Origin of the sequence: Pseudomonas sp. BF-R-30, from assembly GCF_019956175.1 — a bacterium.
GTDB classification, from domain to species: Bacteria; Pseudomonadota; Gammaproteobacteria; order Pseudomonadales; family Pseudomonadaceae; genus Aquipseudomonas; species Aquipseudomonas jessenii.
In genome coordinates this window covers 57349-81873 of the sequence record NZ_JAHBDE010000022.1, presented here as the reverse complement: position 1 = coordinate 81873, position 24525 = coordinate 57349, and the positions used below count along the sequence as shown (strand labels likewise).

24 protein-coding genes are annotated in these 24525 nt (G+C 60.1%); 11 read left to right on the top strand and 13 right to left on the bottom strand.

Features of this window, described 5'->3' with window-relative positions; all coding sequences use genetic code 11:
• Positions 1 to 2: 2 nt before the first annotated feature.
• Together fabB and KGB20_RS13035 are read left to right on the top strand one after the other, a co-directional pair.
• Complete coding sequence (gene fabB / locus KGB20_RS13040; RefSeq protein ID WP_007974551.1) at positions 3 to 1223, top strand: beta-ketoacyl-ACP synthase I; 1221 nt, start codon at positions 3 to 5, stop codon at positions 1221 to 1223.
• 392 nt (positions 1224 to 1615) lie between these two features.
• Entirely contained in the window at positions 1616 to 1804 is a 189-nt protein-coding gene (locus KGB20_RS13035) for a hypothetical protein (RefSeq protein ID WP_057713661.1), read from the top strand.
• 67 nt (positions 1805 to 1871) lie between these two features.
• On the opposite strand, the gene KGB20_RS13030 is transcribed toward KGB20_RS13035, so the two are convergent.
• From KGB20_RS13030 to KGB20_RS12995, 8 genes are all read right to left on the bottom strand, one after another.
• Positions 1872 to 2819 (bottom strand): hypothetical protein, encoded by a 948-nt coding sequence (locus KGB20_RS13030; RefSeq protein WP_150812161.1) that lies wholly within the window; start codon positions 2817 to 2819, stop codon positions 1872 to 1874.
• A gap of 158 nt (positions 2820 to 2977) precedes the next feature.
• The gene (locus KGB20_RS13025) at positions 2978 to 3520 is read right to left on the bottom strand and encodes a DUF2058 domain-containing protein (RefSeq protein ID WP_008051468.1); all 543 of its coding nucleotides are present in this window, start codon (positions 3518 to 3520) and stop codon (positions 2978 to 2980) included.
• A gap of 28 nt (positions 3521 to 3548) precedes the next feature.
• Positions 3549 to 4382: a nucleoside triphosphate pyrophosphohydrolase gene (gene mazG, locus KGB20_RS13020; protein ID WP_150812160.1), complete on the bottom strand. Its 834-nt coding sequence runs from the start codon at positions 4380 to 4382 to the stop codon at positions 3549 to 3551.
• Between the two features lie 139 nt (positions 4383 to 4521).
• Positions 4522 to 6765 (bottom strand): GTP diphosphokinase, encoded by a 2244-nt coding sequence (gene relA / locus KGB20_RS13015; protein WP_090457279.1) that lies wholly within the window; start codon positions 6763 to 6765, stop codon positions 4522 to 4524.
• Between the two features lie 122 nt (positions 6766 to 6887).
• Positions 6888 to 8240 carry a 23S rRNA (uracil(1939)-C(5))-methyltransferase RlmD gene (gene rlmD / locus KGB20_RS13010; protein ID WP_150812159.1) on the bottom strand — a complete coding sequence of 451 codons (1353 nt, stop codon included), beginning with the start codon at positions 8238 to 8240 and terminating at the stop codon, positions 6888 to 6890.
• A complete protein-coding gene (gene cysM, locus KGB20_RS13005; protein WP_150812158.1) occupies positions 8240 to 9142 on the bottom strand; it encodes a cysteine synthase CysM in 903 nt (300 codons plus the stop codon). The genes rlmD and cysM overlap by 1 nt, the downstream gene beginning before the upstream one ends.
• A gap of 168 nt (positions 9143 to 9310) precedes the next feature.
• Positions 9311 to 10732 (bottom strand): sensor histidine kinase, encoded by a 1422-nt coding sequence (locus tag KGB20_RS13000; RefSeq protein WP_150812157.1) that lies wholly within the window; start codon positions 10730 to 10732, stop codon positions 9311 to 9313.
• Positions 10722 to 11441: a response regulator transcription factor gene (locus tag KGB20_RS12995; protein ID WP_223532412.1), complete on the bottom strand. Its 720-nt coding sequence runs from the start codon at positions 11439 to 11441 to the stop codon at positions 10722 to 10724. Before KGB20_RS12995 ends, KGB20_RS13000 begins: the two co-directional genes overlap by 11 nt.
• Positions 11442 to 11656: 215 nt before the next feature.
• On the opposite strand from KGB20_RS12995, the gene KGB20_RS12990 reads away from it, so the two are divergent.
• The 4 genes from KGB20_RS12990 to KGB20_RS12975 all read left to right on the top strand — a co-directional run bounded on the left by KGB20_RS12990 (position 11657) and on the right by KGB20_RS12975 (position 16414).
• Positions 11657 to 14410 (top strand): response regulator, encoded by a 2754-nt coding sequence (locus KGB20_RS12990; protein ID WP_223532410.1) that lies wholly within the window; start codon positions 11657 to 11659, stop codon positions 14408 to 14410.
• Positions 14411 to 14505: 95 nt separating this feature from the next.
• Entirely contained in the window at positions 14506 to 15498 is a 993-nt protein-coding gene (locus KGB20_RS12985; RefSeq protein WP_223532409.1) for a 2-hydroxyacid dehydrogenase, read from the top strand.
• Between the two features lie 77 nt (positions 15499 to 15575).
• The gene (locus KGB20_RS12980) at positions 15576 to 16010 is read left to right on the top strand and encodes a hypothetical protein (protein WP_056728017.1); all 435 of its coding nucleotides are present in this window, start codon (positions 15576 to 15578) and stop codon (positions 16008 to 16010) included.
• Positions 16010 to 16414 (top strand): META domain-containing protein, encoded by a 405-nt coding sequence (locus tag KGB20_RS12975; protein WP_057713650.1) that lies wholly within the window; start codon positions 16010 to 16012, stop codon positions 16412 to 16414. The genes KGB20_RS12980 and KGB20_RS12975 overlap by 1 nt, the downstream gene beginning before the upstream one ends.
• Positions 16415 to 16503: 89 nt before the next feature.
• Here KGB20_RS12975 and KGB20_RS12970 read toward each other — a convergent pair whose 3' ends face one another.
• The gene (locus KGB20_RS12970) at positions 16504 to 16971 is read right to left on the bottom strand and encodes a TlpA disulfide reductase family protein (RefSeq protein WP_057713649.1); all 468 of its coding nucleotides are present in this window, start codon (positions 16969 to 16971) and stop codon (positions 16504 to 16506) included.
• A 114-nt stretch (positions 16972 to 17085) separates the two neighbouring features.
• Between KGB20_RS12970 and arsC the strand changes: the two genes are divergently transcribed.
• From arsC to KGB20_RS12955, 3 genes are read left to right on the top strand one after another with little or no spacing between them, the layout of a single operon-like run.
• Positions 17086 to 17439: an arsenate reductase (glutaredoxin) gene (gene arsC, locus KGB20_RS12965; RefSeq protein ID WP_223532407.1), complete on the top strand. Its 354-nt coding sequence runs from the start codon at positions 17086 to 17088 to the stop codon at positions 17437 to 17439.
• Positions 17436 to 18032 (top strand): NAD(P)H:quinone oxidoreductase, encoded by a 597-nt coding sequence (wrbA, locus tag KGB20_RS12960; protein WP_057713647.1) that lies wholly within the window; start codon positions 17436 to 17438, stop codon positions 18030 to 18032. Before arsC ends, wrbA begins: the two co-directional genes overlap by 4 nt.
• A 1-nt stretch (position 18033) precedes the next feature.
• Complete coding sequence (locus tag KGB20_RS12955) at positions 18034 to 18459, top strand: DUF2069 domain-containing protein (RefSeq protein ID WP_090457293.1); 426 nt, start codon at positions 18034 to 18036, stop codon at positions 18457 to 18459.
• Between the two features lie 100 nt (positions 18460 to 18559).
• On the opposite strand, the gene KGB20_RS12950 is transcribed toward KGB20_RS12955, so the two are convergent.
• Together KGB20_RS12950 and ttcA are read right to left on the bottom strand one after the other, a co-directional pair.
• Positions 18560 to 19234 (bottom strand): DNA-3-methyladenine glycosylase I, encoded by a 675-nt coding sequence (locus KGB20_RS12950; RefSeq protein ID WP_223532405.1) that lies wholly within the window; start codon positions 19232 to 19234, stop codon positions 18560 to 18562.
• Between the two features lie 130 nt (positions 19235 to 19364).
• Complete coding sequence (gene ttcA / locus KGB20_RS12945; RefSeq protein WP_008051493.1) at positions 19365 to 20189, bottom strand: tRNA 2-thiocytidine(32) synthetase TtcA; 825 nt, start codon at positions 20187 to 20189, stop codon at positions 19365 to 19367.
• A gap of 282 nt (positions 20190 to 20471) precedes the next feature.
• On the opposite strand from ttcA, the gene KGB20_RS12940 reads away from it, so the two are divergent.
• Positions 20472 to 21074, top strand: a complete 603-nt coding sequence (locus KGB20_RS12940; protein ID WP_007988750.1) for a Yip1 family protein — start codon at positions 20472 to 20474, stop codon at positions 21072 to 21074.
• A 157-nt stretch (positions 21075 to 21231) separates the two neighbouring features.
• Positions 21232 to 21726: a SprT family zinc-dependent metalloprotease gene (locus tag KGB20_RS12935; protein WP_057713644.1), complete on the top strand. Its 495-nt coding sequence runs from the start codon at positions 21232 to 21234 to the stop codon at positions 21724 to 21726.
• Positions 21727 to 21846: 120 nt separating this feature from the next.
• Here KGB20_RS12935 and KGB20_RS12930 read toward each other — a convergent pair whose 3' ends face one another.
• Both KGB20_RS12930 and KGB20_RS12925 read right to left on the bottom strand, forming a co-directional pair.
• Positions 21847 to 23028: a CaiB/BaiF CoA transferase family protein gene (locus KGB20_RS12930; protein ID WP_223532403.1), complete on the bottom strand. Its 1182-nt coding sequence runs from the start codon at positions 23026 to 23028 to the stop codon at positions 21847 to 21849.
• A 156-nt stretch (positions 23029 to 23184) separates the two neighbouring features.
• Positions 23185 to 24519: a dicarboxylate/amino acid:cation symporter gene (locus KGB20_RS12925; protein ID WP_223532401.1), complete on the bottom strand. Its 1335-nt coding sequence runs from the start codon at positions 24517 to 24519 to the stop codon at positions 23185 to 23187.
• Positions 24520 to 24525: the final 6 nt, after the last annotated feature.

Here is a 24525-nt window from a genome sequence, read left to right as displayed (position 1 = left end):
GCATGCGCCGCGTCGTTATCACTGGTCTGGGCATCGTTTCTTGCCTGGGCAATGACAAAGAGACCGTCTCCGCTAACCTGCGTGCAAGCCGCCCTGGCATCCGGTTCAACCCGGAATATGCCGAAATGGGTCTGCGTAGCCAGGTTTCCGGCTCCATTGACCTCAACCTTGAAGAACTGATCGATCGCAAGATCTATCGCTTCGTCGGCCACGCGGCAGCTTATGCCTACCTGGCCATGAAAGACGCCATCACTGACTCCGGTCTGACCGAAGAGCAGGTTTCCAACCCGCGCACCGGCCTGATCGCCGGCTCCGGTGGCGCATCGACCTTGAACCAGATGGAAGCGCTGGACATCCTGCGCGAGAAAGGCGTCAAGCGCGTCGGCCCATACCGCGTAACGCGGACCATGAGCAGCACCGTTTCCGCTTGCCTGGCCACGCCGTTCAAGATCAAGGGCCTGAACTACTCCATCGCTTCTGCCTGCGCCACCAGTGCTCACTGCATCGGTACCGCCATGGAACAGATCCAGATGGGCAAGCAGGACATCGTCTTCGCCGGCGGCGGTGAAGAAGAGCACTGGAGCCAGTCGTTCCTGTTCGACGCCATGGGCGCCCTGTCCAGCAAGCGCAACGACACCCCGGAAAAAGCTTCCCGTGCCTACGACGCAGACCGTGACGGCTTCGTCATCGCCGGCGGTGGCGGCATGGTCGTGGTTGAAGAGCTGGAACACGCTCTGGCCCGCGGCGCGAAGATCTACGCGGAAATCGTTGGCTACGGCGCGACCTCCGACGGCTACGACATGGTTGCCCCGAGCGGCGAAGGCGCGATCCGCTGCATGCAGCAGGCGCTGTCCACCGTCGACACCCCGATCGACTACCTGAACACCCACGGCACTTCGACCCCGGTCGGCGACGTCGCGGAAATGAAAGGCGTGCGTGAAGTGTTCGGCGACAAGGCTCCGGCCATCAGCTCCACCAAGAGCCTGTCGGGTCACTCCCTGGGCGCTGCCGGCGTTCACGAAGCGATCTACTGCATGCTGATGATGGAAGGCAACTTCATTGCCGGCTCCGCCAACATCGACGAGCTGGACCCTGAAGTGGCCGACCTGCCGGTGCTGACCAAGACCCGCGAAAACGCCACCATCAACACCGTGATGAGCAACAGCTTCGGCTTCGGTGGCACCAACGCCACTTTGGTACTGAAGCGCTGGGAAGGTAAGTAATTTCCCGCTGCTGAGTCGCACATGAAAACGCCCCGACTGGTTCGGGGCGTTTTTTTTGCCTTGAGAAAAACCTCAAGACATACACAAATCCTCTGTAGGAGTGAGCCTGCTCGCGATAGAGGTATTCCAGTTGACATCACTGGTAACTGACCCACCGCTATCGCGAGCAGGCTCACTCCTACAAGGGTCTGCGGTGCGTTCTGAAGATGAAGCTTTTGTCATGAAACTTAACGCCCTGCGACTGAATGTCGCGGATTCCGCGGGCTGCAGGACTGTTTCCATTTTTGCAAAAAACCCTTACCAAACTCAGTTATTTACTTAGCAAGCTAACAAAACATATAACAGAGACCTGCACACGCCTTGCTGCAGATAACAGAGATTGGAGCTAGCAGATGACTGTAAAAGTAACTGAACGCGACGATTCACATAAATCCCACGAGGGTGTAGCCGCCGGTATCCGGATCTGGGACGTGCATCAACAAGACCTGCTGGTCGGGATGTTCCACTCCGAGATCGACGCGCAAAACTACAGGGCCGAACTGGAAATGCTCGAGCGCAACCGCGAGCTCGCAACCGGTTGAAGACAGACTCCACCACCGTGCAGCCTGCCCCTTCCCGCACGGGCAGGCTGCAACCGGAGCACGCGGCTCAGGCAATCTGAATGGCCGCTAAATGAAGGGAGTCGTCGATCACCAACGAAGGAACAACACCGACGATCCAGCCCGCCTCAAGTTTCACCACCTCGCACTCACCATCGCCCATGCCGTCATTGCGGACGGCAAACTGAAGCGAAGATAGATGGCGCTTGCCGTAATCGAAGTCCATTCCACAGGCAATCAGAAAATCGATTTTTGCCCCCGCCAGTTCAACCTCCTTGTCCCGTTCACCGTCTTTCAACACCGCATAATCGAGGCACAAGTTGATACCGAATGGGCAACCCACTACAAGACTATTAATAAATATTCCTTCGTAGCCACCAAAGTAACTGTGCTCGGCCTGTACACTACTGACCTTCTTTACCCGTACCACAACCTCATCGAACAACTTGAAAAACCAGTACCCGTCTTCCGAGCCTACATGTCTTCCAAAATCAATTCCTGACACATAACGCTTCGGCCACATCGACATCAGCGGCATGTCGACCTCATATTCCTTATTGGAAATTGTGAGCACATAATTAATGACATCGTAATAGCTCGACTCCCCCTCTCCCACCTTGATCAGCGTCGCACAACTTCCCGCCAATAAAACGATCTTGCCGTAGCGCTGCACTGGCAGATCACTTATCAACAGCGTCACACACTCGGTCACCTTCGTCAGATAAGCAGAGTTCAGTTCGTGAAGCTCCTGTTCATTACGGACTTCGTGCCAGGGAATGTTCCAGAAAAACTCAGGCAGGGTTACGAAAACGCACGCGGGCCTGCCGTGATCGTCGCGAGCAGCTTTCGCAGCGATCTTGATCTTTCGGCGCACAAGCTCCGCTCGTGCGACAAGCTCGTCGTCCAGATAATCGTGAATGGATTGATCGGGTTGTCGCGGCTGTGAAAGCTGCGATTTAAAAGTGGGTTGGCGTAACGAGGCGATACTTACCAGCATTGACAATATCCTTATTCATTTAATTTCATTCCATTAGTTCTCTCCCCTGAGAATATTTCGGGCAAAAGAAAACCCGAGAGATCGTATCGACGCGATCTTTCGGGTTCAATTCATTAATCCAGCAATGTACTAACAAACATGTAATGGAAGAGGAGCGATTACCACATCAGATCATCAGGGATCTTGTAGGCCGCATACGGATCGTCCTCGACGCTGACTTCTTCGGTCTGCACATTCAGTTGCACGATGCGTTGCGGGTCGCGCTCCTGAATCTTCAATGCCGCCTCGCGCGGAATCACTTCGTAGCCGCCAGCGTGATGCACGATGGCCAGCGAACCGCTGCTGAGCTTGTTGCGCATCAGGGTGTTGACGCAGATGCGCTTGACCTTTTTGTCGTCGACGAAGTTGTAGTAATCCTCGGTCGTCAATTTCGGCAGGCGCGAGACTTCGATCAATTGCTTGACCTGCGCGGCACGGGCCTTGGCCTCAGCCTTTTCCTGCTGCTGGCGGTTGAGCTCCTGGTCGCGCTTGACCTTCTCGGCCATGGCTTCCTGTGCCGCGCGCTGCTGGGAGTCATCCAGCTCGATCTGGCCTTTGTGGGCCAGGCGTTGCTGTTTCTGCTTGTCTTTGCTGACCTGCTTGGCCTGCTTCTGGTTGACCAGCCCTGCTTTGAGCAACTGGTCGCGAAGGGAAATGCTCATGGTGCTTATTACTCACTTAGGCCACTGCTCAACCGCAGCTGGGCAAATTCTTTTCCTGACGTTTGGCTTCGCCCCACAAGGCGTCCAACTCTTCGAGGGTGCAATCTTCCATGGGACGGCGGGTGTCGCGCAATGCCTGTTCGATAAAACGAAAGCGTCTTTCAAACTTGCCGTTGGCACCCCGCAGTGCGGTTTCCGGATCAACCTTGAGATGCCGCGCCAGATTCACCACGGAAAACAGCAGGTCACCGATCTCTTCGGCCACGGCCTCGGGATCATTTTCCGACATGGCTTCGAGGACTTCATCAAGCTCTTCACGCACTTTGTCGAGCACCGGCAAGGCGTCCGGCCAGTCGAACCCGACCTGCCCCGCGCGCTTTTGCAATTTTGCCGAACGTGACAACGCCGGCAATGCGGCGGGGACGTCATCGAGCAATGACAGCTGCTCGGGCGCGCAGGACTTCTCTGCGCGCTCCTCGGCCTTGATCTCTTCCCAGCGCTGCTTGACCTGCTCTTCGCTGAGGCGCGGGACATCCAGCGGTGCATAGAGGTCGCCCGTAGGGAACACATGGGGGTGACGACGGATCAGCTTGCGGGTGATGCTGTCGACCACACCTTCAAACTCGAAGCGCCCTTCTTCCCGGGCCAACTGGCTGTAATACACCACCTGGAACAACAAGTCGCCGAGCTCCCCCTGCAAGTGATCGAAGTCACCGCGCTCAATGGCGTCGGCGACTTCGTAGGCTTCTTCCAGAGTGTGGGGGACGATCGTGGCGTAAGTTTGCTTGATGTCCCACGGGCAACCGTACTGCGGGTCGCGCAGGCGGTTCATCAGGTGCAATAAATCTTCAAGTGAATGCATCAATCTGTCTCTACCTGCTCTCTGTAGGAGCGAGCTTGCTCGCGATGGACGTTAACGATGACGCGTACTGTCTGAATGAACGCGTCGCCCTCAGGTTTTTCGCGAGCAAGCTCGCTCCTACAGTAAAAGCCCGCTCGTCTCACGGCGTCCGGTTACGCCGGGTTTCGATGATGTTCGGCAACTGCGAAATCCGCCCCAGCAACCGCCCCAATGCATCCAGCCCCGGAATCTCGATGGTCAGGGACATCAGCGCGGTGTTGTCCTCCTTGTTCGAACGGGTGTTGACCGCCAGCACGTTGATCCGCTCATTGAGCAAAACCTGCGAGACGTCCCGCAGCAATCCGGAACGGTCGTAGGCGCGGATGATGATGTCCACCGGATAGGTGAGCACCGGTACCGGGCCCCAGCTGACCTGGATGATCCGCTCCGGCTCGCGCCCACTCAGTTGCAACACCGAGGCGCAGTCCTGGCGGTGAATGCTCACGCCGCGGCCCTGGGTGATGTAACCGACGATGGCATCACCCGGCAATGGCTGGCAGCAGCCGGCCATCTGGGTCATCAGATTGCCGACGCCCTGGATCTGGATGTCGCCGCGCTTGCCCGGTTTGTAGCCGGTGGCCTTGCGTGGTATGAGTTCAAGCTGTTCGTTGCCACGCTCCGGCTCGACCAGTTGCTGCGCCAGGTTGACCAGTTGCGCCAGGCGCAAATCCCCGGCGCCGAGGGCGGCGAACAGGTCTTCGGCGGTTTTCATGTTGGCCTTGTCGGCCAGCTTGTCGAAATCCACCGCCGGCAGGCCGAGGCGATTGAGTTCGCGCTCGAGCAAGGTTTTACCGGCCGCGACGTTCTGGTCGCGAGCCTGCAACTTGAACCAGTGAACGATCTTCGCCCGTGCCCGCGACGTAGTGACATAACCCAGGTTCGGGTTCAGCCAGTCACGGCTCGGGGTGCCGTGCTTGCTGGTGATGATCTCGACCTGTTCACCGGTTTGCAGGCTGTAGTTGAGCGGAACGATGCGCCCGTTGATCTTGGCGCCGCGGCAGTTGTGACCGATTTCGGTGTGCACGCGGTAAGCGAAGTCCAGCGGGGTCGCGCCCTTCGGCAGGTCGATGGCGTGACCGTCCGGGGTGAAGATGTAGACCCGGTCAGGTTCGATGTCGACCCGCAGCTGTTCCGCCAGGCCACCGATGTCGCCCAGTTCTTCGTGCCATTCGAGCACCTGGCGCAGCCAGGAGATTTTCTCTTCGTAGTGATTGGAACCGGATTTGACGTCGGTGCCTTTGTACTTCCAGTGTGCGCAAACCCCCAGCTCGGCCTCTTCGTGCATGGCGTGGGTGCGGATCTGCACTTCCAGCACCTTGCCCTCGGGCCCGATCACCGCCGTGTGCAGCGAGCGGTAGCCGTTTTCCTTCGGGTTGGCGATGTAGTCGTCAAACTCTTTCGGGATGTGCCGCCACAGGGTGTGGACGATGCCGAGCGCGGTGTAGCAGTCGCGCATTTCCGGCACCAGCACGCGCACGGCACGCACGTCATAGATCTGGCTGAACTCCAGACCCTTGCGCTGCATTTTGCGCCAGATCGAATAGATGTGTTTGGCCCGGCCGCTGATGTCGGCATCGACGCCGGTGGCCTGCAGTTCGTTTTTCAGCTGGCTCATCACGTCGCTGATGAAACGCTCGCGATCCAGGCGCCGCTCATGGAGTAACTTGGCGATCTGCTTGTACTGGTCCGGCTCAAGGTAACGGAAGGACAAGTCTTCCAGTTCCCACTTGATATGACCGATACCCAGGCGATGGGCCAGCGGCGCGTAGATGTCGAAGACTTCACGGGCCACACGGTTGCGTTTTTCGTCGTCGGCGGTTTTCACCGCACGGATCGCGCACGTGCGTTCGGCCAGTTTGATCAGGGCGACGCGAACGTCGTCAACCATGGCCACCAGCATCTTGCGCAGGTTTTCCACCTGGCCCTGGGTGCCCAGCACCAGGGATTTTCGCGGACTCAGGCTGTCGCTGATCGCGGCCATGCGCTGCACGCCGTCGATGAGCTTGGACACCACCGGACCGAAGCGCTGGCTGACGGCCGGCAACTTGATCTGGCCTTCGCGCACGCCTCGATACAGGATCGCGGCGACCAAAGAGTCCTGGTCGAGTTTGAGATCGGCGAGGATCTCGGCGATCTCAAGCCCTGTACGGAAAGTCGAGTTACCTTCCGACCACAGATTCTGTGCCGCATTGGCTTGTTGTTCGGCCTCGCGAGCGTACTCGCAGGCCTCTTTCAAGGCTTCGCGATCCAGTGCCAGATCGACACTGACCGCATGATCGAGCCAAGCCTCGAGATTGATACTGCCGTCGGTGTTGATCGGCTGGTGTGCTCTCACCTGTACCATCTTGCTTACCTTCCCTACGACGCAGATTCAATGCGTCAAATCGCTGACCTTCGTTGCCGGTGCGCCCACGTCGGGCTGGGTGCGCGGCTGCACGGGCGGGCCAGTCGGACCAGACGAGCATCCTAGCTCGCTTCAAATAACGCCATGGCCTCGACATGTGCCGTTTGAGGAAACATATCGAGAATCCCGGCACGTTTTAACCGGTAGCCCTGCTTGATCAATTCGACCGTGTCGCGCGCCAGAGTTGCAGGGTTGCACGACACATACACCAAACGTTCGGCGCCCAGGCTCCTGAGCTTGCGCACAACCTCGAAAGCACCGTCACGCGGTGGGTCCAAGAGTACCGCACAAAAGCCTTCGGCGGCCCATTCGGCGCCCGTCAAAGGCTGCGATAAATCGGCCTGAAAAAACTTCGCGTTATGCAGATTATTGCTGGCCGCATTCGCCGCGGCCCGATCGACCATCACCTGCACGCCTTCGACCGCCACCACTTCACGAGCGGCCTTGGCCAGCGGCAAGGCAAAGTTGCCCAGGCCACAGAACAGGTCGAGTACGCGCTCATCCGCTGTCGGCTTCAGCCAGTCCAGTGCCTGGGCGACCATCGCTTCGTTGACGGCGGCGTTGACCTGGATGAAATCCCCGGGACGATATGCCAGCTCCAGGTCCCACTGTTCAAGACGATAGCCCAACGACTGATCGGCCTCGACCGGTTGTGGTTCGCCATCGCCATGCAGCCACAACTGGGCTTCATGGAACGCGCAGAATTCCTTGAGGATCGTCAGGTCGGCATCGGACAACGGCGCCATGTGCCGCAGCAACACCGCCAGCGTCGAGCCGCTGAACAACTCCACATGCCCGAGTGCCTGGGGTTTGCTCAAGCGCCGCAGCATCTCCGGCAAGCGGGCCATGATCGGTTGCAAGGGCTGTACCAGCACTGGGCAGTCATCGATGCCCACGATGTCCTGGCTGCCAGCGGCACGGAAACCGACTTCGAGTTTTTTTGCCTTCATGTCCCAGCGCACCGCGACGCGGGCGCGACGGCGGTAAGCGAACTCCGCACCGCTCAATGGCGCTGCCCACTCATCGGGTTCGACGCCCGCGACTCTCGACAACTGCTCGGCGAGCATGCGCTGTTTCAGGGCAAGCTGTTCGTTGTGGGGCAGATGCTGCACGCTGCAACCGCCACAGCGGCCGGCATGGGCGCACGGTGCAGGGCGGCGTAATTCGCTGGCCTTGAACACCCGTTCGGTGCGCGCCTCGACCACTTTGCCGTGGGCACCGAGGACGCGCGCCTCGATCTCTTCACCGGCCAATGCGCCGATGACGAACCAGGTGCGACCTTCGAAAAACGCGATACCGCGACCGTCATTGGCCAGGCGCTCGATGGTCAGGCGCTGCTTTTTGCCGGTCGGGACTTGCGGGGCCTTGCTGCCGCCGGTGGGCTGGAAGCGCAGGCCTCTTTCATGTTTGGCCATCAGTTGGGCGCGTCGAAAATGCCGGTCGACAAGTAACGGTCGCCACGGTCGCAGATGATCGCGACGATCACCGCGTTTTCAACTTCTTTGGACAGGCGCAGCATTGCCGCCACGGCACCGCCCGAGGACACACCACAGAAAATGCCTTCTTCGCGGGCCAGACGACGGGTCACGTCTTCGGCTTCGCTTTGCGCCATGTCGACGATCCGGTCCACGCGGTCAGCCTGGTAGATCTTCGGCAGGTATTCCTGAGGCCAGCGGCGGATCCCCGGGATCGCCGAGCCTTCCATCGGTTGCAGGCCGATGATCTGCACGTTGTCGTTCTGCTCTTTCAAGTAGCGCGACACACCCATGATGGTGCCGGTGGTGCCCATGGAGCTGACGAAATGGGTGATGGTGCCCTGGGTCTGGCGCCAGATTTCCGGGCCGGTGGTGGTGTAGTGCGCCTCGGGGTTGTCACCGTTGGCGAACTGATCCAGTACCTTGCCCTGGCCTTCGGCTTCCATCTTCTGCGCGAGGTCACGGGCGCCTTCCATACCCTGCTCCTGGCTGACCAGAATCAGCTCGGCGCCATAAGCTGTCATGGCTGCCTTGCGCTCGGCGCTGGAGTTGTCGGGCATGATCAGGATCATCCTGTAACCCTTGATCGCAGCGGCCATGGCCAGAGCGATCCCGGTGTTGCCCGAGGTCGCCTCGATCAGCGTATCGCCGGCGTGGATCTGCCCGCGCAGCTCGGCGCGGGTGATCATCGACAGCGCCGGACGGTCCTTGACCGAACCCGCCGGGTTGTTCCCTTCGAGCTTGAGCAAAAGGGTATTGCTGGTGGCGCCGGGCAGGCGCTGCAAACGGACCAGCGGAGTGTTGCCGACGCAATCGGCGATGGTTGGGTACTGCAAGGTCATGGCGTATTCGCAATCCAGACTGCGGGGGGGCCTATCATACCGGCAAACGTTCCCAGGCCATATCACGCAAAGTGCGGTGCTTATGGCTTATGGGAATAAGCAGATGTTTTGCGGTGAACATGAGGGCCTCATCGCGAGCAAGTTCGCTCCCACAGGGTGCCGGGGTGATCACACGCTTCGTGGTTGGAACACGCTCAATGTAGGAGCGAGCCTGCTCGCGATGGCGTCAGCACTGCCATCGCCATCATCCGCAAACAACCGCATGTTCAGGCGCAACCCGGTCCCGGTGTTCTGCGCCCAAAGCTGCCCGCCCTGACGCTGCACCGCGTTTCGGGCGATGCTCAAGCCCAACCCAAATCCACCATCCCCCGGCCGCGAACCGTCGAGTCGGGTGAACGGCAGGAAGATCCGCTCCAGATCAGCTTCCGCCACGCCGCCGCCCTGATCCTCCAGCCATAGATGCCAGAAATCTCCATCACGCCGGCCGCCGAGCAGGACAACCCCACCATCAGGTGAATGCCGAATCGCATTGCGCAGAATGTTTTCCAATGCCTGGGCCAGGGTGTTGAGATGACCGCGAACCCAACAGGATGAATCTACGGTGCATTGCAACTGCGTATCGGGCCAACCACTTTCATAGCAGGCGTTCTCCGTGAGCATTTCCCACAGGGCCTGGATCTGGATCGCTTCGTCAGGCAATCGGGTGCGCTCGGTATCGAGCCACGCCAGTTGCAGCGTGTCTTCCACCAGGCGCTGCATGCCATCGACTTCACGGCCGATGCGTTCGCGCAATGGCTCCAGCCCCTGCTCGCTTTCACTGGCCACCCGCAGGCGGCTCAAAGGCGTGCGCAATTCGTGGGACAAGTCGCGCAGCAGTTGCTGCTGCAAGGCCACAGTGCTTTGCAGGCGCTCGGACATGTGATCGAACGCCCTGCCCAACTCGCCCAATTCATCGGAACGATTGGTGGTGCGGCTCGACAGGCGCACATTCAGTTGGTCGGCACGCCAGGCATTGGCCTGTTCACGCAGGCTGTTGAGCGGCACCACCAACAAACGATACAGCCCGACGCACAACAACAAGGTGAACAATCCCGGAATCACGCCGTTGGTGATCACCCGCCAGAACACCCGGTAACGCCCGGGTACGAAGCGCTTGGGCAACTCGATCACCAGACTGCCGACGGAGGGGTCACCGGGAAAGGGTATGCGCATCCACGGTCGGCCTTTCTTGTGGATGGGCCAATCGAGGCCGCGCAAAAAAGTCAGGCGTTCGACTTCCTTGTCCGTCAGCGATTGATTGCTCAAGGACTGCAAATCACCGCCGATGACACCGACCCAGCCTTTTTCCCGCTGATGCATGCCTTGCAGCCAGTCATCGATACCGGCGCTCTGACGCTGCTGCCATGCCTGCTCGGCTTCGGCGGCATAACCGGACAGGGTGCCGCGGGCCTCATCGGAGAGGAACTGGTTACGTTGCTCCATGTAACGGCCCCAGGACCAACTCAGCCAGATCATCAGCAGACAGAATGCGACCAATAGACAGGCCAGTTTCCAGAACAGCGAATGCCTGCCCGGCAAGTTACATGTCATCGGCGGCGCTCAGGATGTAGCCCTTGCCCCAAACCGTACGCACTTCGCGCTCGGTATATCCAATGGCCTTGAGCTTGCGGCGGATCTGGCTGATGTGCATGTCCAGGCTGCGGTCATGGGCCACGTAACCGCGCTGCAACACCTGTTGATAAAGAAAGGCTTTGCTCAGTACTTCGTCGGCGCTGCGGTGCAGCGTCTCCAGCAACCGATACTCGCTGCGGGTCAGGCCACCGGCCTGTTCGCCATAAAAGACCTCGAAGCTTTCATCGTCGAAACGCAGGCTGTCCATCGACGGGGCCGGCACTGCGGGTGCCGGTCGGCGGTCGAGTGCCACCCGCCGCAGAATGGCTTCGATGCGCACCCGCAACTCCACCATGCTGAAGGGCTTTGGCAGGTAATCATCAGCCCCCAGGCGAAAGCCGCTGATGCGATCGGCCTCGGCACCGAGGGCCGACATCAGCAACACCGGGGTGGAATGGCTCTGGCGCAATTGGGTCAGTATCGCCAGGCCGTCCAGGCCCGGCAGCAGAATATCCATCAACACCACGTCGAATGGTTGCCGGCGGGCAATGTCCAGGCCTTCCTGACCGTTCTGGCACCAGGTCACCTGGAAGCCGCTGCGGTCCAGATGCTCATGAACGTAGGCTCCGAGCACAAGGTCGTCTTCGATGGACAGGATTCGGGGAAGGCCGGCAGTGATGGGAGTCATGACTATCTGCAAATAATTCTCAGTTGAGCAATTATTCAAGATTGCCTCGCCAGGGGCAACCCACCGTTTGTCCGTATTGCCAATGAGTCGTCCGGACCGACGAATGACGGCACCATTTTTACGAAGATTGCCCGCGAGCAAATCGCTACACTGCGCAAGTGGTGCATGGCGGATGCATGTGCAGGCCTATAAATAGCGGGATGCAGGAGAGATGCGTGCTCAAGAAACTGGGAATCAAAGGCCGCGTGCTGTTGCTGACCCTGTTGCCAACCAGCCTGATGGCGTTGGTGCTGGGGGGATATTTTACCTGGATGCAACAGGCTGACCTGCAAACCCAACTCATGCAGCGCGGCGAAATGATCGCCGAGCAGTTGGCTCCACTGACGGCGCCAGCCATGGGCCATCAGGACAACGAACTGCTCGAACGCATCGCCACCCAGGCCCTGGAACAAACCGACGTGCGGGCCGTGACCTTCCTGGCTCCTGACCGCACGCTGCTGGCCCACGCCGGCCCGACCATGCTCAACCAGACACCCTCCGGCAGTGGCACGCAGATGCTGCGCCGCAGTGGCAACGATGCAACCCGCTATCTGCTGCCGGTATTCGGCAAACACCGCAACCTGGCCGGGGACGTGATTCCCGAAGAAGCCGACCGCCTGCTGGGCTGGGTCGAACTTGAACTGTCCCATAACAACATGCTGTTGCGCGGTTACCGCAGCCTGTTCGCCAGCCTGATGTTGATCGCGGCGGGGCTGATAGGTGCGGCACTGTTGGCCCTGCGCATGGGCCGCACGATCAATCGGCCATTGAGCCAGATCAAGCAAGCCGTGGCTCAACTCAAGGAAGGTCATCTGGAAACCCGCCTGCCGCCACTTGGCAGTCAGGAACTGGACGAGTTGGCCTCCGGCATCAACCGCATGGCCGGCACCCTGCAAAATGCGCAGGAAGAATTGCAGCACAGCATCGACCAGGCCACCGAAGACGTGCGCCAGAACCTGGAAACCATCGAGATCCAGAACATCGAACTGGATCTGGCACGCAAGGAAGCCCTGGAAGCGAGCCGGATCAAGTCCGAATTCCTGGCCAACATGAGCCATGAAATCCGCACGCCGCTCAACGGCATTCTCGGCTTCACCCACCTGCTGCAAAAAAGCGAGCTCACCCCGCGCCAGCTCGACTACCTGGACACCATCGAAAAATCCGCCGACAGCCTGCTGGGCATCATCAACGAAATTCTCGACTTTTCGAAAATCGAGGCCGGCAAGCTGGTGCTCGACCATATTCCGTTCAACCTGCGCGACCTGCTACAGGACACCCTGACCATCCTCGCCCCGGCTGCCCACGCCAAGCAGCTGGAACTGGTGAGCCTGGTGTACCGGGACACGCCGCTGTCGCTGGTGGGCGACCCACTGCGGCTCAAGCAGATCCTGACGAACCTGGTGAGCAACGCGATCAAGTTCACCCGCGAAGGCACCATCGTCGCCCGCGCCATGCTCGAAGAAGAACACGAAGACACCGTGCAGTTGCGCATCAGCATTCAGGACACCGGCATCGGTTTGTCGAACCAGGACGTACGCGCCCTGTTCCAGGCCTTCAGCCAGGCCGACAACTCGCTGTCGCGGCAACCCGGCGGTACTGGCCTGGGCCTGGTGATTTCCAAGCGCCTGATCGAACAGATGGGCGGTGAGATCGGCGTCGACAGCACGCCGGGGGAAGGGTCGGAATTCTGGATCAGCCTGAGTCTGCCAAAAACCCGCGACGATGCCGAAGACCTGCCCTCGGCACCCTTGCTCGGGCGACGGGTGGCGGTACTGGAAAACCACGAGCTGGCACGGCAGGCGTTGCAGCATCAACTGGAAGACTGCGGCCTCAGCACCACACCGTTCAATACCCTGGAAAGCCTGACCAATGGCGTCACCGCCGCCCACCAGACCGACCAGGCGATCGACCTCGCCGTGCTCGGCATCACCAGCAACGACATGCCGCCGGAACGCCTCAACCAGCACATCTGGGACCTCGAGCATCTTGGCTGCAAAGTGCTGGTGCTGTGCCCGACCACGGAACAGACGCTGTTCCATCTTTCCGTGCCCAACCCCCACAGCCAGCTCCAGGCTAAACCGGCCTGCACCCGCAAGCTGCGACGCTCCCTGTCTGACCTGGTCAACCCGCGGTCTATGCGCAGCGAGCCGGGCGAACCGGTATCCAGCCGTGCCCCGAAGGTGCTTTGCGTCGACGACAATCCGGCCAACCTGATGCTGGTGCAAACCCTGCTCGAAGACATGGGCGCCAAGGTACTCGCGGTGGAAAGCGGTTATGCCGCCGTCAAGGCGGTGCAGAACGAGACATTCGATCTGGTGTTGATGGACGTGCAGATGCCCGGCATGGACGGTCGCCAGAGCACCGAGGCGATCCGCCAGTGGGAAAGCGAACGCCATTGCACGCCGCTGCCGATCGTGGCCCTCACTGCCCACGCCATGGCCAACGAAAAACGCGCGCTGCTGCAAAGCGGCATGGACGACTACCTGACCAAACCGATCAGCGAACGGCAATTGGCGCAAGTGGTACTGAAGTGGAGCGGCCTGGCGCTGCGCAATCACAGCCCGGAGCGGTCCGGCGATGGGCATGCTGGCACCCATGACCTGTTGGTGCTCGACCACGAGGAAGGATTGCGCCTGGCTGCCGGCAAGGCCGATCTGGCCGCGGACATGCTGGCGATGCTGCTGGCGTCACTGGAGGCTGACCGCGAAGCCATCCGACTGGCTCGGCAAAGCAATGAACACAACGCTCTGGTCGAACGAGTCCATCGCCTGCATGGCGCGACGCGTTACTGCGGCGTACCGCAATTGCGTGCGGCCTGCCAACGCAGCGAAACCCTGCTCAAGCAACAGGACCCGAAAGCCAGCTTGGCATTGGATGAGCTCGACCGGGCAATCAATCGCCTGGCAGCCCAGGCGCGCATCAATGCTTGATGCAGCGCAATCGCGAAGGGCTGCCGGCGAGTTAACCTGAGGACTGTCGAATGCCGGCTTGCTCAACGGCGCAGGCCACCTTCAAGGAGCACCGCATGCGTACGATTCTTTTCAGCAGCCAGAACTACGACCGCGACAGCTTTCTCGCGGCCGGGCAACCGGCCGGCATCGAGCTGCAATTTCAGACTGCGCGCCTGAGCCTCGACACGGTAGCGCTCGCCCAAGGGCATGAAGCGGTCTGCGCGTTCATCAATGATGACCTTGGCGCTGCAGTACTCGAGCGCCTGGCCGCTGGAGGCACACGCCTGATCGCCCTGCGCTCGGCCGGTTACAACCATGTCGACTTGCCGACAGCAAAACGCCTGGGACTGGCCATCGTGCGTGTCCCGGCCTATTCGCCCCACGCCGTTGCCGAACATGCAGTAGCGCTGATCCTCGCACTCAACCGCCGCTTGCCCCGCGCCTACAACCGCACTCGCGAAGGGGATTTCAGACTACAAGGGCTGACCGGTTTCGATCTGGTGGGCAAGACCGTCGGCGTGGTCGGCACCGGTCAGATTGGTGCCACCTTCGCCAAAATCATGAGCGGATTTGGCTGCCAGTTGCTGGCCTATGACCCCTACCCCGACCCGCAGGTCGAAGCCCTCGGCGCTCGCTACCTGAGCCTGCCGCAATTGCTGGCCGAATCGCAGATCATCAGCCTGCACTGCCCGCTCAACGAGCAGAGCAAGCACTTGATCAACCGCGAGTCCCTGGCGCACATGCAACCGGGCGCGATGTTGATCAATACCGGGCGTGGCGGTCTGGTGGACACCCCGGCACTGATCGATGCCCTGAAAGACGGTCGCCTGGGTTACCTGGGGCTGGATGTGTATGAGGAGGAAGCGCAGTTGTTCTTCGAGGACCGCTCCGACCTGCCGCTGCAAGACGATGTGCTGGCCAGGCTGCTGACCTTCCCCAACGTGATCGTCACCGCACACCAGGCCTTCCTGACCCGCGAAGCGCTGGACGCGATTGCCGCCACAACATTACACAACATTGCAGCCTGGACGGCGGGCACCCCGGAAAACCTGGTGACGGGAGACTGAAACGGATCGAAGGTCATCTACCTGCGCGATGCGGCGTACAAGCCCGTGCTAGCATATCGCGCATATTTGGAGGACCCATGGTCGAACACGATTTCCGCTACAGCCTGATGAACCCGCAACACACCCTCACTGAATGCCGCGCCCTGGTGCCGGGGCGCTATCAAGTCACCGGCAACGGTGGTTCGATTCGCAACAATGACGTGCTGGTTGTGACCCTCAAGGGTGCCAAGGACTTGTCCATGCGCCTGACCGTCGAAACGGTTCGCCACCTGATCAACCCGCCCGGCCAATGGGTCGCGGTAGCCAGTGGCCCGGTGTTCGGCGAACTGGCCATCCACACCTGGCAAGTGAACTGTGACAGCTGTGCCAAAGAGCTGAGTTTCGAGTTTGCCGTCGATGCCAAGCTGGGCAACAAGGCCGAAAAGCCTGCCGCCACCGCGCGGATTGCCGAGCTGGGCTGGACCAGCGTTGGCGAGAAACACCTGTGCCCGAAATGCCAGGAGCCTGCGTGATGAAAGGCCTCGCTCTGACCGCCATGGTCGGTGCCGGCCTGCTGGGCTGCGCCGCCGAGCCGGTGCAACTGCAACAGAACCGCAGCTACATTCTGGAGTGGATCGGCGAGCGGCCGTTGATGGACTACAGCCACCTGACCGTCACCCTCGACGAAGACGGCCGGGCCTACGGCAATGGCGGCTGCAACCACTGGTTCGCGCCGTACACCCTCGATGGCGACAAACTGACCTTCGGCAAAATCGGCAGCACCCGCAAATTGTGCGCGCCGGCACTGATGGAACAGGAAAAACGCTTCCTTCAGGCCCTGGAAAACGTCCAGCGCTGGGACGTCTCCCCGATCGAGCAGATACGCTTCTGGCCAGCCGAAGGCAAGCCGTTGCGTTGGTGGCTCGAGGAGGGTTGATCGCCCTTTCAGCGCGGTGAAACCTGTGGGGAGGGGGCAAGCCCCCTCCCCACAAAAAACCCCTGACCACAATGAAAACGATCATCTGATCAATTCTTCGCCTGCAACGCCTCAAGCTTCGCCATTACCCCCGCCGCCGTCTGTTCACCCATCAATTGCTCACGCACCTTGCCCTTGTTATCGATGATGTAGGTCACCGGCAATGCTTCGCTGCGCGGCAGCTCGAACAGTTCGGAAGGGTCCTGGGCCAGCACGGTGAACCTGATCCCAAGTTTCTCGCTCGCGTCCTTCAGCTCTTGCCCCTGGACATTGTCGAAGTTGACCCCGAACACACCGATTTTCTTGTCCTTGAGCTGCTCAGCCAAGGCATTCAACTCCGGTATCTCGGTACGGCAAGGCCCGCACCATTCTGCCCAGTAGTTGAGGACCAGCCATTTGCCGTCCAGTCGGTCGGCGGCGATCTTGTGGCCGTCCTGGTCGATGCCATAGTCATTACCGCAGCCCCCCAGCATCAACGCTCCGATGATCGCCAATGCTGCTGCCAGTCGCCTTGTCATGTCGTGTTCCTTGTCAAAAATTGAATGCACCTGCGACCCATCGCCTCTTACGGTTCTGGATTGCGCGCTGCACAGTTAGAATAGCCGCCACCTTACGCAAGATGCGACCCGCTCATGACCGATCTGACGCTTTATCACAATCCGCGCTGCTCGAAATCCCGCGGTGCGCTCGAACTGCTTGAAGCCCGTGGCCTGACCCCGACCGTGGTCCGCTACCTGGAAACCCCGCTGGACGCCGCGCAGATCCAGAGCCTGCTGGGTAAACTCGGGATCAGCGCCCGGCAACTGCTGCGCACCGGCGAGGACGAGTACAAGACCCTTGACCTGGCCGACAGCAGCCTGAGCGAAGCGCAATTGATTGCCGCCATCGCCGCCCACCCGAAACTGATGGAACGACCGATTCTCGAAGTCGGCAACAAGGCCATCATCGGCCGCCCACCGGAGCAGATCCTGGAACTGTTGCCATGAGTGCACCGTACATTCTGGTTCTGTACTACAGCCGCAGCGGCTCGACCAACGAGATGGCCCGGCAGATCGCCCGAGGTGTCGAACAGGCCGGGCTTGAGGCCCGCCTGCGCACGGTGCCGGCGATTTCCAGCGAGTGCGAAGCCGTTTCGCCGGAGATTCCCGACGAAGGCGCGCTGTATGCCAGCCTCGACGACCTGAAGAACTGTGCCGGCCTGGCACTCGGCAGTCCGACCCGCTTCGGCAACATGGCGGCACCACTGAAGTATTTCCTCGACGGCACCAGCAACCTGTGGCTGACCGGCGCCCTGGTAGGAAAACCGGCGGGTGTGTTCACCTCCACCGCGAGCCTGCACGGCGGCCAGGAGACCACGCTGCTGTCGATGATGCTGCCGTTGCTGCACCACGGCATGCTGATCACCGGCCTGCCCTACAGCGAGTCGGCACTGCTGGAAACCCAGGGCGGCGGTACGCCATACGGCGCCAGCCACCACGCCGGCGCCGACGGCAAAAGCGGTCTGGACGCCCATGAAGTGGCGTTGTGCCGCGCGCTGGGTCTGCGCCTGGCCAAGACAGCACAGAAACTGGAGAGCTGAGGTGGCCAAGAAGCCGAAGATCCTGCCCGCCCTCGAATGGCTCGAACCACGCGTCAAGGCGATGCGCGCCATCAGCCTGCTGTGCTTTTTCGGCCTGGTGGGACTGCTGTGTGTTTACTACCTGGCGATTGCCGATCTGCATGGGGCACGCCCCTGGGTGATCCTGTTGATCGAACTGGTGCCACTGCTGATTTTGGCACCGGGGATGATCGTCGGCAGCCCTCGCGGGCATTCGTGGATGTGCTTTGTGGTGAACCTGTACTTCATCAAGGGCGCATTGGCTGCCTATGACCCGAACCGGCAAGTCTTCGGCTTGCTGGAGATGGGCGCGAGTCTGGCGGTGTTTTGCTCGGCGTTGTTGTATGTGCGCTGGCGGTATCAGTTGAATCGCAAGTTGGCTGGCGAGGGCGAACCCTCCGTCGCCTGACCCACAGCTATCGCGAGCAGGCTCGCTCCCACAGGGGATTTTGTGAACGACACAGATCCAATGTGGGAGCGGGCTTGCTCGCGAATGAGGCGACTCGGTCTCAATGATTGACGGTATAAGCCAGCATCATCGAAATCTGGCTCATCGGCCGCCCGCCGCTTTCCTCATGCCACTGATTGAACACGTCCTGCACCAACGCCAAGTCGCGCAGACTGCTCGGCACCTTGTCGATGATGTCCTGCGCATTCAGCGCCGCCACCACGTCATAGCTCGGTACAAAGGTGTCCTTGCCGATCATCCGCAAGAAGCGCGGGGCTGACAGCCCGCCCAACTGATGTCCACGTTTTTTCAGGAAGGTCCAGAGCCCGACGATATCGGTCACCGGCCAGTCGGCGATGAGCGCGCCGAAGCTGCCCTTTTCATGGGCCACGTCCAGTATGAACTGCGCATTGCGCGGCACGCTCTTGAGCTTGCCCAGGTGACGGATGATCCGCGTGTCCTGCATCAGGCGCTCAAGGTGCTCGTCGCTCATCAGCACGACTTTTTCCGGGTCGAACCTGAAGAACACTTCTTCGAAGGCCGGCCACTTGGCATCCACCAGGCTGTGCTTGAGCCCGGCGCGGAACACCCGTAGCGCCATCATCGAGAGGTAGCGATCGTCGCTGATCTTGCGCAGTTGCGCGGGAGTCTTGGGAACGGGCAGATGGGCTTCCAGTTCAGCCGCCGAACCGAAGCGGTTCAAGCAGTACTCATTCAGCCACTTGTAGTCGCGCATGCCCTCTCCTGGAGGTTGAAACAAAATACAGTTGTAGGAGTGAGTCTGCTCGCGATCGCGGTGAGTCATTCAACATTGATGTCGACTGACACTGCGCGATCGCGAGCAGGCTCACTCCTACAGTTTTGGGCTAAAGGTTGACCACGTTGACGAAGCGCGATGCGGCGCTTTCGTCGATCTTCAGGCTGGTGAAGTCGAACAGGTTGCGATCCGCCAGTTGGGACGGGATCACGTTCTGCAGGCTACGGAAAATGCTCTCGGTACGGCCCGGGGTCTTGCGTTCCCAGTCCAGCAGCATTTCCTTGACCACCTGACGCTGCAGGTTCTCCTGGGAACCGCAGAGGTTGCACGGAATGATCGGGAATTGCTTGAAGTCCGAGTAGGCCTGGATGTCTTTTTCGTTGCAGTAGGCCAGCGGGCGGATCACCACATTACGACCATCGTCGGCGCGCAGTTTCGGTGGCATGGCCTTGAGCGAACCGTTGAAGAACATGTTCAGGAAGAACGTTTCGACGATGTCGTCGCGATGGTGACCGAGGGCCATCTTGGTCGCGCCGATTTCATCGGCGAAGGTGTAGAGCGTGCCGCGACGCAGGCGCGAGCACAGCGAGCAGGTGGTCTTGCCTTCCGGGATCAATTCCTTGACCACCGAGTAAGTGTCTTTCTCGACGATGTGGTACTCGATCCCCAGTTCCTTGAGGTAGGCCGGCAGCACGTGCTCCGGGAAACCCGGCTGCTTCTGGTCCATGTTCACGGCCACGATCTCGAACTTGATCGGCGCGACCTTCTGCAAGTGCATCAGCACATCGAGCATGGTGTAGCTGTCCTTGCCACCGGACAGGCAGACCATGACCTTGTCGCCGTCTTCAATCATGTTGAAATCGGCAACTGCCTCTCCAGCCAGTCGGCGAAGGCGCTTTTGCAGTTTGTTCTGGTTGACCGTGAGAGTGCCCATGACGCGAAATCCGTGAGGTGTGACGAAAGGCCGGCATTTTACGCAAAAACGCCTCAGGGGCGAAGTGCCTCGCCAAAAGGGCTGTTCGCCACAGACCCTGCGGCGATTAACAACTGCGTTTACAGCGCGATTTGCTCTAAAGCCCTTACTCCCTCTGGGGAAACTCCTCCCTATACTGCGACATAAGGTCACATACAAATTCAGACCTATGACTTGCTTGGCCGCATTGGCCCGTAGGCGCTCCACTGGGGGGCGACGGTAAAAACAAGAGGAGTGACTGGCATGATCCATCACGTAGTGGGGCTCTTCACCCACCCTGACCAAGAATGGAAAGAAATCCGTGGCGACCAGGAGGAAAGCATCAGCCACATGTACCTGACCCATACGCTGATCCTGGCGGCGATCCCCGCCGTGTCTGCCTTTATTGGCACCACACAGGTCGGCTGGGTCATCGGCAATCGACCTCCCGTAATGCTGACCGTAGAAAGCGCGATATGGATGACGGTCATGTCGTACCTGGCGATGCTCGGTGGTGTGGCCGTAATGGGCGCCTTCATCCACTGGATGGCCCGCACCTATGACGCCAACCCAAGCCTGGCCCGCTGCATTGCGTTTGCCACCTACACCGCTACACCGCTGTTCATCGGCGGTCTCGCCGCCTTGTACCCGCACCTGTGGCTGGGGATGATCGTCGGTACCGCAGCGATCTGCTACACGGTGTACTTGCTGTATGTGGGCTTGCCGACATTCATGAACATTCCATCTGACGAGGGCTTCCTGTTTTCAAGTTCGGTGCTCGCCGTAGGCCTGGTGGTGCTGGTCGCCATCATGGCGTTCACAGTAATTGTCTGGGGACTCGGCGTGGGCCCGGTCTACACCAGTTAGCCGCTCATCACTGAAAATCAGAACTGCCGACAAAGGCCGCCGCAAGGCGGTCTTTTCATTCTTCAGCAACGAGAACGCACACGACCATTCGGCAACCTGGTGATTCGCAAGGTCCGAGGGTTGCGGCATACTCGACCGCTCTGGAGATCCATCAAGCATGCCCGAGCAACTCAATACCCGCGTCGAAGACTGTTTCCAACTAGCCGAATCCTTTTTCAAACGACCTTTCAAGCGCCCCGTGGTGAGCCTCAAGCTGCGCGGGCAAAAAGCCGGTGTCGCGCATTTGCACGAGAACCTGCTGCGCTTCAACCCGCAGCTGTACCGGGAAAACACCGAAGATTTCCTCAAGCAGACCGTGGCCCATGAAGTCGCGCACCTGATCGCCCACCAACTGTTCGGCGACCGCATCCAGCCCCATGGTGAAGAGTGGCAACTGATCATGCGCGGCGTGTACGAACTGCCGCCCAACCGCTGCCACACCTATGACGTCAAACGCCGCAGCGTGACCCGCTACATCTACAAGTGCCCGTGCGTCGACAGCGACTTCCCGTTTTCGGCACAGCGCCACAGCCTGGTTCGGCAGGGACGGCGGTATTTGTGTCGGCGGTGCCGCAATACGTTGGTGTTCAGTGGCGAGATGCGGGTCGAGTAGTTGGATTTTCGGTGTTTGTGCTGCCGCTATCGCGAGCAAGCTCGCTCCCACAGAGAATCTGTGGCGTGACACAAACCCAGTGTGGGAGCGAGCTTGCTCGCGATGGCGGCCTGACAGGCACTAAAGAATCACCTTGGCCCGCCGCAACTGCTCGATCCGCTCAGCACTGAACCCCAACTCTCCCAACACCTGATCCGTATGCTGCCCCAGCGCCGCGCCAATATGCCGGGGCTCCGGCAAACCTTGCGAAAACTTCAGCGGACAAGCCATCTGCGCCTGGGTCGAGCCATCGCCACGAGGTACGTCGGCCACCAACTCCCGCGCCTGCAACTGCGGATGACCGAGCGCTTCTCCCAGGCTCAACACTGGCTCGACACACGCATCCAGCTCTGCGAACAGCGCGCGCAACTCGGCAAAGTCATGCTTTTCGAATTCGAGCTTCAGCGCGTCTTTAAGCTGTTTCTGATGCGCCGGTTGCGGTGACAGGCCGAGGCCGGCCAATTCCTCCAGACCCAATGCCGTGCACAACTGTTTCATGAAGACCGGCTCCAGGCTGCCCACCGACAGCCAGCGCCCATCCCGGGAGCGGTAGTAATCGTAGAAACTGCCGCCATTGAGCACCTGGTTTTCCGGTCCCGGCTCGACGCCGCAGGCCAGATACCCGGCACCGGCCATCGCATTCAGGCTGAACGCGCAGTCGGTCATGCTGACATCCAGGTGCTGGCCCTGCCCGGTTTGCTGTCGGGCGATGACTGCCGCCAGCAAGCCAATCACCCCGTGCAGCGAACCACCGGCGACATCCGCCACCTGCATGCCCAACGGCAACGGCCCAGTGTCGGCACGGCCGGTGTAACTCGCCAGCCCGGACAGGGCCAGGTAGTTGATGTCATGACCGGCGCGGTCCTTGTAGGGGCCCGTCTGGCCAAAGCCGGTGATCGACACATAAATCAGTCTCGGATTGATCGCCTTCAGGGCTTCGTAACCCAGGCCCAGACGCTCCATGACACCGGGACGGAACTGCTCGAGCACAATGTCGTAGTCCTGCAGCAACGACCTGATCACCTCCAGCGCCTCAGGCTGCTTGAGATCCAGGGCCAGGCTGCGCTTGTTGCGATTGAGATAGGCATGACTGGCTGACACACCTTGATCGTGGGGCGGCAACACCCGCAGCAGATCCATGCGGGTCGGTGATTCGATGCGCAGCACTTCGGCGCCCATGTCCGCCAGCAGCAACGAGGCGAACGGCCCCGGCAGCAATGTCGAGAAATCCAGAACCTTGAGTGATACCAGTGGACCGAGCATAAGTGTTCTCCAGTGCGATCCTCCAAGCCTAGGCAGCCGAGAACATCACAGCAATCACCTGATGCGTCACTGGCGGTGACCGTTGCGCTCAAATCGCAGGCATGAAAAACCCGCCGAAGCGGGTTTTTCATTGCAGGCCGAGTTTCTGTTGAGCGTTTACTTGACGCTGGCCGGGGCTGGGCCTTCGGCCACGCCCAGGTCGTCTACTTCACGCTCGTCGGAGATACCGCGGCCGCCGGAAGCCAGTTCGACTTGCAGCGTGTCTTCGTCCAGCTCTTTCACCCACTTGGCCACGACCAGGGTCGCAACAGCGTTACCCACCAGGTTGGTCAGGGCACGGGCTTCGGACATGAAGCGGTCTATACCGAGGATCAGCGCCAGGCCGGCCACCGGCAGGGAGCCAACGGCGGACAGGGTGGCAGCCAACACGATGAAGCCACTACCGGTCACACCGGCGGCGCCCTTGGAGGACAACAGCAGCACCAGCAGCAAGGTGATCTGGGCAGTGAGGTCCATTGGGGTGTCAGTCGCCTGAGCGATGAACACAGCGGCCATGGTCAGGTAGATCGACGTACCGTCGAGGTTGAACGAGTAACCAGTCGGGATCACCAGACCCACAACGGATTTCTGTGCACCCAGGCGTTCCAATTTGATCAGCATGCGTGGCAGAGCGGATTCCGAAGAGGAAGTGCCCAGCACGATCAGCAGTTCTTCACGGATGTAGCGAATCAATTTGATGACGCTGAAACCGTGCGCGCGGCAGATGGCACCCAGTACCAGGAGCACGAACAGGATGCAGGTGATGTAGAAGCAGATCATCAACTGGCCCAGTTGCACCAGCGAACCGACGCCGTAGGCACCGATGGTGAAAGCCATCGCACCGAACGCACCGACTGGAGCGAGCTTCATGATCATGTTGATGATGTTGAACATCACGTGAGCAAAGCGATCGATGAAGTCCAGCACCGGCTTGCCGTAGGCACCCAGGCGATGCAGGGCGAAACCGAAGATCACCGAGAACATCAGCACTTGCAGGATGTCGCCGTTGGCGAACGCGCCGACGATGGTGTTCGGGATCACGTTGAGGACAAAGGCAATGATGCTTTGGTCTTTACCAGCCGAGATGAAGCCAGCGATTTTGCTGGTATCCAGGGTCGATACGTCGATGTGCATGCCGACACCCGGTTGCACGACGTTGACCACGACCAGGCCGATCAGCAAGGCAAGGGTGGACACGATTTCGAAGTACAGCAGCGCATAGCCGCCGGTCTTGCCGACCGATTTCATGTTCTGCATGCCGGCGATACCACTGACGACGGTACAGAAGATGATCGGCGCGATGACCATTTTGATCAGTTTGATGAACCCGTCACCCAGCGGTTTGAGGGCTACACCGGTCTGCGGGTAGAAGTGACCGAGCAAAATGCCGATAGCGATGGCAACGATCACCTGGAAGTACAGGGATTTATACAGTGGCTGACGAGTCGTCATTGCAAA

What these genes read in the sequence shown, in the direction of transcription:
- mazG (WP_150812160.1), bottom strand. Translation starts at nt 4,382, where the DNA reads ATGCATTCACTTGAAGATTTATTGCACCTGATGAACCGCCTGCGCGAC.
- wrbA (WP_057713647.1), top strand. Translation starts at nt 17,436, where the DNA reads ATGAGTGCACCGTACATTCTGGTTCTGTACTACAGCCGCAGCGGCTCG.
- KGB20_RS12985 (WP_223532409.1), top strand. Translation starts at nt 14,506, where the DNA reads ATGCGTACGATTCTTTTCAGCAGCCAGAACTACGACCGCGACAGCTTT.
- KGB20_RS13025 (WP_008051468.1), bottom strand. Translation starts at nt 3,520, where the DNA reads ATGAGCATTTCCCTTCGCGACCAGTTGCTCAAAGCAGGGCTGGTCAAC.
- KGB20_RS12925 (WP_223532401.1), bottom strand. Translation starts at nt 24,519, where the DNA reads ATGACGACTCGTCAGCCACTGTATAAATCCCTGTACTTCCAGGTGATC.
- KGB20_RS13000 (WP_150812157.1), bottom strand. Translation starts at nt 10,732, where the DNA reads ATGACATGTAACTTGCCGGGCAGGCATTCGCTGTTCTGGAAACTGGCC.
- KGB20_RS12980 (WP_056728017.1), top strand. Translation starts at nt 15,576, where the DNA reads ATGGTCGAACACGATTTCCGCTACAGCCTGATGAACCCGCAACACACC.
- fabB (WP_007974551.1), top strand. Translation starts at nt 3, where the DNA reads ATGCGCCGCGTCGTTATCACTGGTCTGGGCATCGTTTCTTGCCTGGGC.
- KGB20_RS12975 (WP_057713650.1), top strand. Translation starts at nt 16,010, where the DNA reads ATGAAAGGCCTCGCTCTGACCGCCATGGTCGGTGCCGGCCTGCTGGGC.
- KGB20_RS12940 (WP_007988750.1), top strand. Translation starts at nt 20,472, where the DNA reads ATGATCCATCACGTAGTGGGGCTCTTCACCCACCCTGACCAAGAATGG.
- KGB20_RS12935 (WP_057713644.1), top strand. Translation starts at nt 21,232, where the DNA reads ATGCCCGAGCAACTCAATACCCGCGTCGAAGACTGTTTCCAACTAGCC.
- KGB20_RS12995 (WP_223532412.1), bottom strand. Translation starts at nt 11,441, where the DNA reads ATGACTCCCATCACTGCCGGCCTTCCCCGAATCCTGTCCATCGAAGAC.
- KGB20_RS12950 (WP_223532405.1), bottom strand. Translation starts at nt 19,234, where the DNA reads ATGCGCGACTACAAGTGGCTGAATGAGTACTGCTTGAACCGCTTCGGT.
- KGB20_RS12970 (WP_057713649.1), bottom strand. Translation starts at nt 16,971, where the DNA reads ATGACAAGGCGACTGGCAGCAGCATTGGCGATCATCGGAGCGTTGATG.
- KGB20_RS13035 (WP_057713661.1), top strand. Translation starts at nt 1,616, where the DNA reads ATGACTGTAAAAGTAACTGAACGCGACGATTCACATAAATCCCACGAG.
- ttcA (WP_008051493.1), bottom strand. Translation starts at nt 20,189, where the DNA reads ATGGGCACTCTCACGGTCAACCAGAACAAACTGCAAAAGCGCCTTCGC.
- KGB20_RS13030 (WP_150812161.1), bottom strand. Translation starts at nt 2,819, where the DNA reads ATGCTGGTAAGTATCGCCTCGTTACGCCAACCCACTTTTAAATCGCAG.
- relA (WP_090457279.1), bottom strand. Translation starts at nt 6,765, where the DNA reads ATGGTACAGGTGAGAGCACACCAGCCGATCAACACCGACGGCAGTATC.
- rlmD (WP_150812159.1), bottom strand. Translation starts at nt 8,240, where the DNA reads ATGGCCAAACATGAAAGAGGCCTGCGCTTCCAGCCCACCGGCGGCAGC.
- KGB20_RS12930 (WP_223532403.1), bottom strand. Translation starts at nt 23,028, where the DNA reads ATGCTCGGTCCACTGGTATCACTCAAGGTTCTGGATTTCTCGACATTG.
- arsC (WP_223532407.1), top strand. Translation starts at nt 17,086, where the DNA reads ATGACCGATCTGACGCTTTATCACAATCCGCGCTGCTCGAAATCCCGC.
- cysM (WP_150812158.1), bottom strand. Translation starts at nt 9,142, where the DNA reads ATGACCTTGCAGTACCCAACCATCGCCGATTGCGTCGGCAACACTCCG.